The sequence below is a fragment of the Tenacibaculum sp. 47A_GOM-205m genome (assembly GCF_000518405.1).
Classification (GTDB): Bacteria; Bacteroidota; Bacteroidia; order Flavobacteriales; family Flavobacteriaceae; genus Polaribacter; species Polaribacter lutimaris.
In genome coordinates this window covers 140,157-154,294 of record NZ_KI912431.1, presented here as the reverse complement: position 1 = coordinate 154,294, position 14,138 = coordinate 140,157, and the positions used below count along the sequence as shown (strand labels likewise).

The 14,138-nt window shown below is 31.2% G+C and carries 17 protein-coding genes; 14 read left to right on the top strand and 3 right to left on the bottom strand.

Features of this window, described 5'->3' with window-relative positions:
* Positions 1-210: 210 nt before the first annotated feature.
* From N534_RS0112825 to N534_RS0112815, 3 genes are read right to left on the bottom strand one after another with little or no spacing between them, the layout of a single operon-like run.
* On the bottom strand, positions 211-1,215 hold the full coding sequence (locus N534_RS0112825) for a TrkA family potassium uptake protein (RefSeq protein ID WP_028892865.1): 1,005 nt from the start codon (positions 1,213-1,215) through the stop codon (positions 211-213).
* Positions 1,212-1,439 (bottom strand): hypothetical protein, encoded by a 228-nt coding sequence (locus N534_RS0112820; protein ID WP_028892864.1) that lies wholly within the window; start codon positions 1,437-1,439, stop codon positions 1,212-1,214. The genes N534_RS0112825 and N534_RS0112820 overlap by 4 nt, the downstream gene beginning before the upstream one ends.
* Positions 1,439-2,263: a class I SAM-dependent methyltransferase gene (locus tag N534_RS0112815; protein WP_038006095.1), complete on the bottom strand. Its 825-nt coding sequence runs from the start codon at positions 2,261-2,263 to the stop codon at positions 1,439-1,441. The genes N534_RS0112820 and N534_RS0112815 overlap by 1 nt, the downstream gene beginning before the upstream one ends.
* Positions 2,264-2,369: 106 nt before the next feature.
* Here N534_RS0112815 and uvrA point away from each other — a divergent pair, with 106 nt between their 5' ends.
* The 14 genes from uvrA to N534_RS0112750 all read left to right on the top strand — a co-directional run bounded on the left by uvrA (position 2,370) and on the right by N534_RS0112750 (position 14,090).
* A complete protein-coding gene (uvrA, locus tag N534_RS0112810; RefSeq protein WP_028892862.1) occupies positions 2,370-5,192 on the top strand; it encodes an excinuclease ABC subunit UvrA in 2,823 nt (940 codons plus the stop codon).
* Between the two features lie 13 nt (positions 5,193-5,205).
* The gene (locus N534_RS0112805; RefSeq protein ID WP_028892861.1) at positions 5,206-6,027 is read left to right on the top strand and encodes an alpha/beta hydrolase; all 822 of its coding nucleotides are present in this window, start codon (positions 5,206-5,208) and stop codon (positions 6,025-6,027) included.
* A 159-nt stretch (positions 6,028-6,186) separates the two neighbouring features.
* Entirely contained in the window at positions 6,187-6,870 is a 684-nt protein-coding gene (locus N534_RS0112800) for a response regulator (RefSeq protein WP_028892860.1), read from the top strand.
* Between the two features lie 119 nt (positions 6,871-6,989).
* On the top strand, positions 6,990-8,576 hold the full coding sequence (locus N534_RS0112795; RefSeq protein ID WP_028892859.1) for a vitamin K epoxide reductase family protein: 1,587 nt from the start codon (positions 6,990-6,992) through the stop codon (positions 8,574-8,576).
* Positions 8,577-8,709: 133 nt separating this feature from the next.
* Positions 8,710-8,862, top strand: coding sequence for a hypothetical protein (locus N534_RS15385; RefSeq protein WP_156025627.1), 153 nt, complete (start codon positions 8,710-8,712; stop codon positions 8,860-8,862).
* A 12-nt stretch (positions 8,863-8,874) separates the two neighbouring features.
* Positions 8,875-9,066, top strand: a complete 192-nt coding sequence (locus N534_RS0112785; RefSeq protein WP_028892858.1) for a hypothetical protein — start codon at positions 8,875-8,877, stop codon at positions 9,064-9,066.
* 11 nt (positions 9,067-9,077) lie between these two features.
* A complete protein-coding gene (locus N534_RS15380) occupies positions 9,078-9,281 on the top strand; it encodes a hypothetical protein (protein WP_156025626.1) in 204 nt (67 codons plus the stop codon).
* Positions 9,282-9,308: 27 nt separating this feature from the next.
* A complete protein-coding gene (locus N534_RS15375; protein WP_156025625.1) occupies positions 9,309-9,545 on the top strand; it encodes a hypothetical protein in 237 nt (78 codons plus the stop codon).
* Positions 9,546-9,568: 23 nt separating this feature from the next.
* Positions 9,569-9,823: a hypothetical protein gene (locus tag N534_RS0112775; RefSeq protein ID WP_028892857.1), complete on the top strand. Its 255-nt coding sequence runs from the start codon at positions 9,569-9,571 to the stop codon at positions 9,821-9,823.
* A gap of 20 nt (positions 9,824-9,843) precedes the next feature.
* Positions 9,844-10,038 (top strand): hypothetical protein, encoded by a 195-nt coding sequence (locus N534_RS0112770; RefSeq protein ID WP_028892856.1) that lies wholly within the window; start codon positions 9,844-9,846, stop codon positions 10,036-10,038.
* 12 nt (positions 10,039-10,050) lie between these two features.
* On the top strand, positions 10,051-10,239 hold the full coding sequence (locus N534_RS0112765) for a hypothetical protein (RefSeq protein ID WP_028892855.1): 189 nt from the start codon (positions 10,051-10,053) through the stop codon (positions 10,237-10,239).
* 57 nt (positions 10,240-10,296) lie between these two features.
* Positions 10,297-12,483 carry a peptidase domain-containing ABC transporter gene (locus N534_RS0112760; protein ID WP_028892854.1) on the top strand — a complete coding sequence of 729 codons (2,187 nt, stop codon included), beginning with the start codon at positions 10,297-10,299 and terminating at the stop codon, positions 12,481-12,483.
* 84 nt (positions 12,484-12,567) lie between these two features.
* The gene (locus N534_RS0112755) at positions 12,568-12,759 is read left to right on the top strand and encodes a hypothetical protein (protein ID WP_028892853.1); all 192 of its coding nucleotides are present in this window, start codon (positions 12,568-12,570) and stop codon (positions 12,757-12,759) included.
* Positions 12,760-12,800: 41 nt separating this feature from the next.
* On the top strand, positions 12,801-14,090 hold the full coding sequence (locus N534_RS0112750) for an HlyD family secretion protein (RefSeq protein WP_028892852.1): 1,290 nt from the start codon (positions 12,801-12,803) through the stop codon (positions 14,088-14,090).
* Positions 14,091-14,138 lie beyond the last annotated feature (48 nt).

Here is a 14,138-nt window from a genome sequence, read left to right as displayed (position 1 = left end):
TTAGCTTCTTTTTTGTTTTTCTGAACTTTAAAACTAGAAACTTAAAATCTTGTTTAACTATAAGATTTTTAGACTTTTCAAAATAATAAAAAAGAGAGAAGTTTTTCTTGGTTTTTCGTAAATTTTCTAGCAGACATTTAAGAAAACATCATTCAGTTCTTTTTGGTACTTCAATTGATTACCAGTATCAATTCATCTCAATATTTTTTTTTAAAACAACCTTCTTAAAGTATTTATTTGCTCAGGCCTACCTAAAACAATAAGATTACCTCCTGCTTCTAGCTTTACTTCAGCTTCTGGGTTTATAATATACTCTTTATTTGGCGTGCGGTAACCTATAACGGTACATCCTGTTTTTTTTCGTAAATCTAAATCTAAAATTGTTTTGTCTAAGTATTTTTCTGGCAAATCGTTAATTGCGACTTCTTCTAAGTTTGCCGTAGTTTCTCCTTCAATAGTTAATCGATCTACAAATTCTATCACATCTGGAGTTACCACCAAAGACGCCATATGTGAACCTCCTAACTTATCAGGCATTATTACATTATCAGCTCCTGCGATTTTTAATTTGCTATATGATGTTTCTTTAGATGCTCTGCTTATTACTTTGCATTCTTTATTTAATTGCTTAGCTGTTAAAACAACAAATAAATTATCAGCATCAGACGGCAATGCGGTAATCAAATTATTTGCACTCATTATACCTGCCCTTAACAATGTTTCATCAAGTGTAGCATCTCCTTCAATAGTCAACACGCCTTTTTCATCTAACTGCTTCACAATTCCTTCAAACTTTTCTACCACTACAACTTGTTTTTTATAGCTTTTTAGTTTTGAAATAGCTTGTCTTCCATTTCTTCCATAACCACACACAATTGTATGCCCTTGTAATTGTTCTATTTGTTTTTGCACTTTTTTTACTTTTAGTTGATAGAAAAATTGTCCGCTAATTAGATATTCTGAAAACGATGAAACTGCGTAACCGAAGATAAATAAACTAGATATTATTAAACCTATTGTAAATAGTTTTTCACCTGTACCAAAAGGATGCACCTCTCCAAACCCAATAGTACTTATGGTTATTACTGTCATATAAAGAGCATCAATAAGTGAATATTCAAAAAATAGAATATACCCTAAAACTCCTACTGTAACAATTAATACAGAATAAGTAATCGCTCTATATAACCTCGATTGAAATACCGTGTTTATCATAAATCAAAAACAGAAGTTCTTTTTGTGTAAATCATATCTTTTAAGCGTAATAAAAACGCCATGGTAAGGTACAAACCAAACGACAAACCAATGGTAACAAATGATATATAAATAAAGAACAAACGCACATTAGTAGCTCGCATACCTAAACGATCTGCAAATCGGGAAGACACATTGAACCCGTGTCTTTCAAAAAAATGTCGTACAGAATGGATAAATTTCATTACACTATTTTTTTCAAGATATAAAAATTCTCATTTAAAATTAAATCTTTTTCTAACTTCACTTCATTATTATATTTTTTTGAAAGACTAAAATAATCTTGATGATTTAATAATTCATAGTTCTTATTCGTTTTATAAAAGTCATCTTCTACCGTTTGCCAATCAGAAGCTTCAGTTTTCACCATTTCTTTATTACAAAAATCGAGTAATTTTCCAAAAACCTTAGAAGCCTTTAACTCATTTTGAAAAGAAGCACTTCCTATATAATCTCCTTTTTCTTGCAATCTAGAAAAAAACTCAAATAATTTCTCTGTGTCTTTTTTCGATAAAAAGAAAAGCACGCCTTCTATTAAAATAAATGAAGACTTATTTCCTTTCAGTAAAAGTAGTTTTTCTAACAAGATATGAACATAATCTTGACTAAAATCAACTCCAATAAAATGAATATTTCTTTCAGGCAACTTTCCGTCCTTTTGAAACGCCTTTATCTTTTCCTCTTTATAACTCACTACTTCTTCCTTGTCAATTTCTATATGAATAATATCGTCACTTAACAAAAAAGGATACATACTAAAACCACTTCCAAAATTAATAAGAACTTCTGGCTGCAACCTTTCAATCTCTTCAAGAAAAAATCGGTTTCTTAAACAATGCGCTGATACTTCTTCTGAACAAACTTGATCAAGATACTTTTCTACCAAAACATCTGTCCGAGAATTATCCCAAAGTTTTGCATACACATCTTTACTCAAATCTTCGTTTAGAGATCTAAATGTTGATGTAACAAAAGCGGTTTCGTGTATTTGAATATTTAAATTACTCATATTATCAATTAATGCAAGATACCAATTTCAACTCATTTGTTAAACATCACTCCTTTAAAATAAATTTGGTTTTGGTAACTTTGCTGTTTTTGGTAAAATCCTCACTTTGAAAGAACAAGAATATATAGAAGTTTACGGAGCAAGAGCTCATAATTTAAAGAATATAGATGTTAAAATCCCTCGTGAAAAGCTGGTTGTGATTACGGGTTTAAGCGGAAGTGGAAAATCGTCACTTGCCTTTGATACTATTTATGCCGAAGGTCAACGCCGATATATTGAAACGTTTTCTGCCTATGCTCGTCAGTTTTTAGGAGGACTAGAACGTCCTGATGTTGATAAAATCGACGGACTATCTCCTGTAATTTCTATTGAACAAAAAACGACTAATAAAAGTCCGCGTTCTACCGTAGGTACCATTACCGAAATTTACGATTTCTTACGTTTACTCTTTTCTCGTACAGCAGATGCGTACTCATACAATACTGGCGAGAAAATGGTAAGCTATTCTGATGAACAAATCAAAGAATTAATTTTAAAAGATTTTGATGAAAAGCGCATTGCTATTCTTGCCCCTTTAATCAAATCGAGAAAAGGGCATTACCGTGAATTATTCGAACAAATTTCTAAACAAGGTTTTGTTCGTGTTCGTGTGGATGGTGAAATTCGTGAGATTGAAAAAGGCATGAAACTCGATCGTTATAAAACACACGATATAGAAGTAGTTATCGATCGTTTAGTTGTAAATGACACCGCAGAAAAACGTTTAGAAGAAACCATAAAAACTGCTTTATACACTGGTGATAACATCTTAATGGTAATTGATGTTGATGATGAGAAACCACGCTATTTTAGTCGTGAACTCATGTGTCCTACTACTGGAATTGCCTATCCAAACCCTGAACCAAATACTTTTTCATTCAACTCGCCCAAAGGAGCTTGTACCCATTGTAACGGATTAGGGATTACCAACGAAATCAACCATCAAAAAGTAATTCCAGACGATAGTATTTCAATTAAAAATGGAGGAATTGTTCCGTTAGGAGAGCAAAAAAACAGTTGGATTTTCAAACAACTTCAAACTATTGCTGAACGTTATGGTTTTAAGTTAACCGACCCTATAAAAAACATTCCAAAAGAAGCTATGGAAGTTATTTTACATGGAGGAAAGGAAAAGTTTGAAATTCAATCAAAAGCAGCAGGAGTTACTAGAAATTACGAAATTGATTTTGAAGGAATTATCGCTTTTATTGAAAATCAATATAAAAATTCTGAAAGCACTTCTATTAAACGTTGGGCTAAAGATTTTATGGACGAAGTTACTTGCTCTGTGTGTGATGGAAAAAGATTAAAGAAAGAAGCCCTCCATTTTAATATTACCGATAAAAATATTAGTGATTTAGCTCAGATGGATGTTTTGGAGTTAGCGAGTTGGTTTCAAAAAGTTGATAAAAAACTATCAGAAAAGCAATTAACTATTGCTTCTGAAATTTTAAAAGAAATCCGCACACGTATTCAGTTTTTATTAGATGTTGGTTTAGATTATTTGACTTTAGACAGAACATCAAAGTCACTTTCGGGTGGTGAAGCTCAACGTATTCGATTGGCTACACAAATTGGCTCTCAACTGGTTGGCGTACTCTATATTTTAGATGAGCCAAGTATTGGTTTACATCAACGTGACAATCAAAAATTAATAGACTCTTTAATCAAACTTCGTGATGTTGGTAATTCTGTTTTAGTGGTTGAGCACGATGAAGATATGATTAAAAACGCCGATTTCGTCCTAGATATTGGTCCTGGCGCTGGACGACATGGTGGTGAGATTGTGAGTGAAGGTACTTTTGAAGATTTAAAAAGTCATGATACGCTTACCGCAGATTACTTATCTAAAAGAAAAGAAATAAAGGTTCCTAACAAACGTCGTGAAGGAAACGGAAAATCAATTTTATTAAAAGGTGCTTCAGGAAACAACTTAAAAAATGTTTCTGTTGAGTTCCCTTTAGGTAAAATGATTTGTGTTACAGGTGTTTCAGGTAGTGGAAAATCTACCTTGATTAACGAAACCCTTTACCCTATTTTAAATGCACATATTTATCGAGCTGTAAAAAAGCCGATGCCTTATAAGAAAATTGAAGGTTTAGAACACATTGATAAAGTAATTGATATTGACCAATCTCCTATTGGAAGAACACCACGTTCTAACCCTGCTACATACACAGGTGTTTTTAGTGAAATCCGTAGTTTATTTGCAAAAACTCCAGAAGCTTCAATTCGCGGTTATAAACCCGGTCGTTTTAGTTTTAATGTAAAAGGTGGTCGTTGTGAAACTTGTCAAGGCGGTGGAGTTCGTGTGATAGAAATGAACTTTTTACCTGATGTTCACGTAGAATGCGAAACCTGTCAAGGAAAACGTTTTAATCGAGAAACCTTAGAAATTCGCTACAAAGGAAAGTCAATTTCTGATGTATTAGATATGACTATTAACGAAGCTACCGAGTTTTTTGAACATATTCCTAAGATACATCGAAAACTAAAAACCATTAAAGATGTTGGGCTTGGATATATTACTTTAGGACAACAATCTACCACTCTTTCTGGTGGAGAAGCACAACGTATTAAACTAGCTTCAGAATTATCAAAAAGAGATACTGGAAATACTTTTTACATTTTAGATGAGCCGACTACTGGGTTGCATTTTGAAGACATCAGAGTACTAATGGAAGTATTAAACAAACTAGCTAACAAAGGAAACACCGTATTAATTATTGAACACAATTTAGACGTAATTAAACTTGCCGATTATATTATTGATATTGGTATGGAAGGCGGTAAAAAAGGAGGAAAAGTACTAACTTCTGGAACTCCAGAAGAAGTTGCTAAGCATAAAACGAGTTATACTGCTAAATTTTTGAAAAAAGAACTAAACTAAAAACCTAAGAGCTATGATGAAGAATTATTTTTACGTATTGCTACTTTTCATTTCAATTGCTTGTAATTCCAAAAGACAAGAAATTAAAAAAGGAAATGAAAAAGCACAGATTTCTATTGGTGAAGTAGCTACCTTATACTCTTCTATTTTAAATGAAGACAGAAATTTAAACATCTACTTACCTCATGGTTATCATCCTGATTCAACTAGAACCTATAGCGCTATTTATTTGCTAGACGGTTCTAAAGAAGAAGATTTTAAACACATTGCTGGACTTGTTCAGTTCATGCAGTTATCAACTCAAATGGAGCCCATGATTGTTGTTGGTATTGAAAATATTGATAGAAATAGAGATTTTACACATCCAAGTAAAGATAGTTTAGATATTAAAGATTTCCCGACCCATGGTGGCTCTGAAAAATTTATCCGTTTTTTAAAAGAAGAAGTACAGCCATATATCAACAAGAGCTATAAAACCAACAGTCACAAAACTTTAATTGGTCAATCGTTAGGCGGATTACTAGCTACGGAAGTTTTACTAAAAAACCCAAGCATGTTTAATGATTACATCATCGTAAGTCCATCACTTTGGTGGAACGAATACCGAATACTTAAAGACATTGATGAGTTACTAGATAAGCAGCAGTTTTCTAATCCAACTGTATTTTTATCTGTTGGAAAAGAGCACCCTGCGATGAATGAAATAGCTGACACTTTAGCAAAAAAACTCAATAACAAAAGTGATGTCAACTGCATTTACAAACCTAACTATAATGAAGATCACGCAACTATATTACACCCTGCTGTATATAAAGCTTTGAAGACATTATATTAAATAGCTTCTCCTTAAAAACCAAAAATACAAACATCTTAAATAAATAGTTAAAAATATTTTATTTACATATTTATTTTGCTTATATAATCCTTTTTTCTAAATTTAAAAACTGTTTTTTATAAAAGCAGTAATTATTGTTTCCCCCGAAACTATTTAAACATGAGAAAAGAAAAACTATCTGCTTTAATAGCGGACAACTGCCCCCTTGTATGTGAAACTTACAAGAACATTGCATCTAAAATCACCAAAAAAACTTCAAATTTCAGTTTCAACATTGACATTACTTACAATTGTAATGGTGCTTACGACATTATTAAGAGAACAATTGAAAAAGAAACTAAATTAGATTTTGTTGTTTTAGATTTAAAACTCAAACCTTCTTCAAACAGAAAAATTTTATCAGGTGAAGATTTAGGCTTCTTAATCAGAAAACTACTCCCTAACACAAAAATTATCGTAGTTACAGACTGTAATGATAACTACAGAATTCATAATGTTATTAAAAGTCTAAACCCTGAAAGCTTTTTAACAAAAAGTGACTTGACCTCTGATGAATTTAAAAACGCCATTAAAAATGTTGCTAATAATATTCCTTACTACAGCAAAACTGTTTTAAAACTTTTAAGAAAAGAAGTTTCGAGTAATTTTATAATCGACACTATAGATAGACAAATTCTCTATGAACTATCTATTGGATCTAAAATGAAAGATATGCCCAATTACATACCTTTATCTGCTGCTAGCATTGAGAAACGCAAAAGACACTTAAAAAAAGTTTTCAACGTAAAAGACAAAGGAGATAGAGAATTAATTTTAGTAGCGAAAGAAAAAGGCTACATCTAAGAAATCAAAAAATAAGGTTTTCCCTTACTTTTTTTATGTGTTTTTTTAAAAAAACACAATTATTAAAAGATAGATTTGGAAAAATCTAAAAATTAGCTATTCTTAAAAAACCCTTCATTTTGAAAGATACATTAATACCTTTAGTACAAAAGTTACTCAAAAAAAACAGAATTCCTTTTGATAGAGAAGAACTTTCCTTCCAAATTCAAAGCCACCCATCCTATCCTAGTTTACATGCTATAACTGGGGTTCTTGATCACTTTAACATAGAAAATGTTGCGGCTGATGTTCCTGTAAATTCCGAAACATTGTTACAACTACCGGATTGCTTTATAGCTCAAATAAACAGCGACTATGGTCAAGAATTAATTGTTCTTGAGAGGAAACAACTGGATTATATAATCTATAACTCCGAGAACAAAAAAACTAAACTTTCAGAAAATGAATTCCTCGATAAATTTACAGGAATTATTGTAGCTGTTGAACAAACAGAAAACGCTGAAGTTCCTAAAGAAAATTCTAACTTCTTGAAAACTATAAGTCTTATCACTCTTAGTTTTTTAGTACTATTTTCTTTCTACAAAAGCTCTGTTTCCTTGTATAATATAGTTTATTTCTCTCTTTCAATTTTAGGTGTTATTATAAGTGTAGCTATAATGAAACAAGAACTCGGTTTAAAATCTTCTATTGGTGATGCTTTCTGTTCTGGAACAGATGAAAAGAAAGATTGTGATGCCGTTTTAACTTCTAAGGGAGCAGAGATTGTTAAAGGTTACAAACTCAGTGATTTTAGTATTCTTTATTTCTCTGGTTTATCAATTCTTACTTTAATTCAAATATCAGATCCTATTTTATCATATACAATAAGCTTATTAGTAATACCCATAACAATTTACTCTTTATACTATCAATATGCAGTTGTAAAAAAATGGTGTCTTTTATGCTTAAGTATTGTTGGTGTTTTATGGATTCAAGCACTTATCCCTGTATTAACTAACAATTATATTGACACTTATATTGTTAACGATTTTATTTCTTTAGGAATAATTGCTTTCTCATCTTTTATAGCATGGAGTTATTTAAAACCACTAATAACAAATGTACACACTTTGAAAAAGGAAAAAGTTGAAAGTGTAAAATTCAAAAGAAACTTTACACTTTTTGAAAGTCTTCTTCAAAAGTCTCCTCAACTTAACACCCATATAGATAATTCAAAAGAAATTACATTTGGAAACCATAATTCTTCTTTAGAAATAGCAATAGTTACTAATCCTTTCTGTGGTCACTGTAAACCTGTTCATACTCATGTTGATGAAATTCTAAAAAAGTTCAACAATAATGTTAAGATTAAAATTCGCTTTAATATTAATCCGAGTGATCAAAACAGTGATGTTGTAAAAATAACCAGTAGACTTTTAGAAATTTACGAATCTAAAGGAGAAAAGGAATGTTTATCTGCTATGGATGACATTTATGGAGGCGAAAAACCAAATACTTGGTTAAAAAAATGGGGAGAATGTAAGCATAATGAGCTTTATATACCTGAATTAGAAAGGGAAAATAATTGGTGTAAAGACAACAACATCAACTTTACCCCTGAAATTTTAATCAATGGAAGATCTTTTCCTAAGGAATACAACAGAACTGACTTAATTTTCTTCATTGAAGATTTAGAAGAAACTACCAAAATTTTATCAGCAGTGTAAGTTATACACTTTATATAAAAAACAAAGCCCAATTAAGGGCTTTGCGTTTTGAACAAAATTCTCTCGCGAAGAATAGACACATTGGTGAGTGTCTTTAAATGTTCGCCGCAAAAGTAACCTTAATATTTTAATTATGAAAAAATCAATTTTAAACTTAGGTAAAGCTTTAAATAAAGCGGAACAAAATCAAATTAACGGAGGTAGAATGCAATGTGATGTCAATGGAGATCGTATATGTGAAGATTACGGATGGAAATGTGCAGAAATTTATTGTCAATTAATTTAACCTCATTTTATCATGAAAAAATCAATTTTAAACATAGGAAAGGCTTTAAATAAAGCAGAAAAATCTCTAATTAACGGAGGTAAAAAACAATGTGACAACCATTACCAATGCGGAAGTGGGTATTGTTGTAATACGGCTGGATGGTGCCAATTATTCGGTGATCAAGGAAACACAGGATATTTATGTGACGGAAGTATTATTTAAAAACAATAATTATGAAAAAAACAATCTTAAACATTGGTAATGTTCTAAATAAAGAAGAACAAATTAAAGTTAATGGAGGAAAACCAAGATTTTGTCATTGTGATTCAGACTGTGGTAGTGGGTATCACTGCTGTAGCAACATGTGCTACTCTATTTCCGCTCCTGATTACCCTACTGGTAACTGCCCACCTCAACCATGTCTCGATTTGGAATAATTTAAAAACAAACTAAAAATTTTAATCATGAAAAAATCAATTTTAAATACAGGCAAGTCTTTAAGTAAAAAAGAGCAAAAATTAATTAATGGCGGTAAAACCCCTGTCGGGTTATGTGACTCTCAAAACAGTTGCCCTTCTGGTTATTACTGCGAAGGAATTTATTGTTACAAAGATTATGACGATAACGATAACGGTGACACTAGTTGCACAGGACCATGGCAATTCTGCCCTAATGGTGGCATAAGCTGTACAGGATGTTAATTTACTAATACAAAACTAACTTCATGAAAAAATCAATTTTAAACTTAGGTAAAGCTTTAAATAAGGTAGAACAAAAGTCTATTAATGGTAGCGGAGATGTTATAGGTTTCTGTAACGCTAATGGTGATTGTCCTACAGGAAGCTACTGTGAAGGATATTTATGTATAAAAGATAATTCTTCTGGCGGTGGTGGAAATACTGGTGGCGGTTCTGGAGGTGGTTGCACTCCTGATAGGTTTTGTGTTAACGAATTTGACACTTGTTGTATAGGGTATTAATAAATCTTAAAACTTTAATTATGAAAAAATCAATTTTAAACTTAGGTGAGACGCTAAGTAAAAACAATCAAAAGCAAATAAACGGCGGAAAAGAAATCCCAGGAGGATGTAGAACTGACAAAGGCTATTATTGGAACCCTATAGAAAGATGTTGTTGGACTGACCAATATAACTGTTGTTACGGAACTCCTGAGTGTCCTGCTCCTTATCTATAAAATTAAAATTTTATGAGAAAATCAATTTTAAAATTAGGTAAAACTTTAAATAAAGTGGAACTAAAATTAATTAATGGTTCAGTTGCTATTGCTTGTTATACTAACTCTGATTGTCCAACTCATATGGGATGTTGCAAAAACCCACCTTACATTGGACTTTGTATGGAAGGAGAAGACTATAGAAGGTTCTGTAATAATTAATAACTTTAAATAAGTTAGAGAGTTAACTCTCTAACTTATTTCTTATCTAAACTTAACTTGAAAAAATTCCCAAATTACAAACAAACTGAAGCAAAAGATTGCGGACCTACTTGTATAAAAATCATAGCTAAACACTATGGTAAAACTATCAATACTCAACAACTAAGAAACTTAAGTGAAACAACACGTGAAGGCAGTAGTTTATTAGGGCTAAGTGAAGCTGTTGAATCCATTGGTTTTAAATCTTTAGGTATAAAATTAGCTTACACCAAGTTAAAAGAAGCTCCATTTCCTTGTATTATTCACTGGAATAAAAATCATTATGTAGTTCTTTATAAAATTAAAAAGGACATTGTTTATATTTCTGACCCTGCTCATGGATTAATTACTTTTACAAAAGAAGAATTTATTCAACATTGGATTGGAAATAACGCAGATGAAAATACAGAAGAAGGAATTGCTTTGTTAGTTGAGCCAACCCCCAAGTTTTATCAAGAAGAATTTGAAGAAGATGAAAAGTTTGGATTCTCATTTATTTTTAAATACTTATACAAATACAAGAAGTTCATAGTTCAATTAATAATAGGACTTCTTGCTGGTAGTTTACTTCAACTAATTTTACCTTTTTTAACTCAAAGTGTAGTTGACGTAGGTATCAAAAACCAAGATTTAAATTTTGTATACCTTATCTTATTTGCACAACTGTTCCTTTTTATAGGAAAAGCTTCACTAGAAATTATTCGAAGTTGGATTCTACTACATCTTAGTACTAGAATCAACATATCTTTAATTTCAGACTTTTTTATCAAACTAATGAAACTACCTATCTCCTATTTCGATGTAAGAATGACAGGAGATTTATTACAAAGAATCAACGATCATAAACGTATTGAAAGAATTTTAACTACCTCATCTTTAACTGTACTTTTTTCATTTTTCAACCTTATAATTTTCAGTTTGGTTTTAGGGTATTATAGTTTACAAATTTTTGGGGTTTTTGTACTAGGAAGTGTTCTATATTTTGGGTGGGTATTATTCTTTTTCAAGAAAAGAAAAGAACTTGATTACAAACGTTTTTCTCAAGTAAGTCAAGAACAGAGTAAGGTCATTGAACTTATTAATGGGATGCAAGAAATAAAGCTTCATAATGCTGAAAGACGTATGCGCTGGAACTGGGAATATGTGCAAGCTCGTTTATTTAAAGTAGCTACAAAAAGTCTTGCTTTAGAACAAACACAAAGTGTAGGTTCAAATTTCATCAATGAGCTTAAAAATATGTTCATTACCATACTTTCTGCAAAACTAGTAATAGATGGACAAATCACATTAGGTATGATGATGGCTATTAGCTATATCGTAGGGCAGTTAAACGGTCCAATTACTCAATTAATTAATTTTATGAGAGACATACAAGATGCCCAAATATCTTTAGATAGACTAGGTGAAATCCACAACATGGAAGATGAAGAAAAACCTAGTGATGAAAAAGTGACAGTTATACCTGAAAATGCATCTATAAAATTAAATAACATTTCATTCAGATATACAGGTGGCTTAGAACCTGTTTTAAAGGACCTATCTCTTGAAATCCCTGCAAATAAAACAACTGCTATTGTTGGTGTTAGTGGAAGTGGAAAAACCACCTTAATGAAGTTACTCCTTGGTTTTTACCAAGTAGATAAAGGAGATATTTCAATCAATAATTTCAACTTAAAAAATGTCTCTCAAAAAGAATGGAGAAGAAACTGTGGAGTTGTAATGCAAGAAGGTTACATCTTTAATGATTCCATAGCTAAAAACATAGCTGTAGGGGAAGATTATGTCGATAAAGAAAAATTAGCTCATGCAATCGATGTAGCAAACATTGGTGATTATATTGAAAGCTTGCCTTTGGGTTACAATACAAAAATAGGTAGTGAAGGAAACGGATTGAGTACAGGTCAAAAACAACGCTTACTAATTGCTCGATCTGTCTATAAAAATCCGAAGTTCTTATTCTTTGATGAGGCTACTAGTGCTCTCGATGCTAATAACGAAAAGGTTATCATGGGTAAACTTAATGAATTTTTTGCTGACAAAACAGCGGTGGTAATTGCACATCGATTAAGCACTGTAAAAAATGCACATCAAATAGTGGTACTTGAAAAAGGAAAAATTATTGAAAAAGGAAGTCACGAAGAATTAATCAAATTAAAGGGAAGTTACTACCATCTAGTTAAAAACCAACTAGATCTAGGTAAATAAAAATATTCTCTCGCGAAGAATAGACACAAACCTTGAGTGTCTTTAAATATTCAAGGATTTAATAAATATTAAATCATATAATTTATGAAAAAGCAAATTTTAAACTTAGGAAAACTTCTAAACAAAAAAGAACAACAAGTAATTAAAGGAAAAGCTGGCTTAACTTGTGATGGATTTGAAATGTATTACGTAAATGATTGTAGCAAATGTGTTAATATTTTACTCCCTGGCGCACCTACTCTTTGCCATAACAATTGTTGTATGATGGCTTATTAATTAACATTTATCAACAAAAAACAACACCTTTAGAAACACATATGCCAAACAATACTCAAGACATAGAAATTCGAAGTGAAGAAGTTCAAGAAATTTTAACTCATGTCCCTAACTGGATGATTCGTTGGGGAAATACTTTGCTACTTGGGCTTATAATAATGTTATTATTCATATCATGGTTTGTAAAATACCCTGACGTTATAACTACAGAGGTAATGGTTACTACCTCTACTCCGCCTGAAAAAATTTATGCTAAATCAACAGGTCAATTCGAAACTTTTCTAACTAGTGAAGGTAAAAGTGTTTCTGAAGGTGATGTTTTAGCTGTAATTGAAAACAGTGCTTCTTATAAAGATGTTTTACTATTAAAGAGTATTGTTGATACTATTGAAATGAATCAACAAAAATTCTTTTTCCCTGTTGACAAAATCCCTCCACTAATTTTAGGTGACATAACATCTAGCTACTCTCAATTTGAAAACGACTACTCTGAATATGTTTTAAACGAAAAATTAACTCCGTTTAAATCTGAAAATTTCGCAAACCAAATGTCTGTTATAGAAGCAAGAGGTAGATTGCAAATTTTATTATCACAAAAGGAACTTAACTTAAAAGAGTTGGAGTTTAAAGAAAAGGACTTAGAACGTAGTAGAAAAATGTTTGGTCAAGGAGTTATTTCTGCCAAAGAAAAAGACCAAAAAGAAATAGAGTATTTACAAGCTAAACGATCATACAAAACTCTTGAATCATCTATCTCACAAATAAGAGAGTTAATCAACAATTCAGCTAAAAACCTAGAAGGAACCTCTATAAAAAAAGCACAACAGGACACACGCCTTAAAAATAAAGCTGTTCAGTCTTTCTTATACTTAAAAAAAGCTATTAAAGATTGGGAAAAACAATACGCTCTTACTTCTTCAATAAATGGAAAAGTGTCCTTCTTATCTTTTTGGAATAAAAACCAAACTGTTAATACAGGGGATTTAATATTCACTATTATACCTAACAAAGGAAATTCATTTATCGGTAAAATTGAGGCACCAGCTGCAAACTCTGGAAAAATTAAAAAAGGACAAAAAGTACAAATTAAACTATTAAACTATCCTTCTGATGAATTTGGTGAATTAAACGGAAAAGTAAAATCAATTTCATTAACCCCAAATGAAGAAGGTAATTATTTAATTAATGTAGAATTACCTCAAAACTTAGAAACCACCTACAATAAAACAATTCCTTTTAGACAAGAAATGAAAGGTGCTGCAGATATAGTAACTGAAGATTTACGCTTGATAGAACGTTTTTTCTATCAACTTAAAAATATAATTCAATAAAATTCTCTCGCGAAGAATAGACACAAACCTTGAGTGTCTTTAAATTAT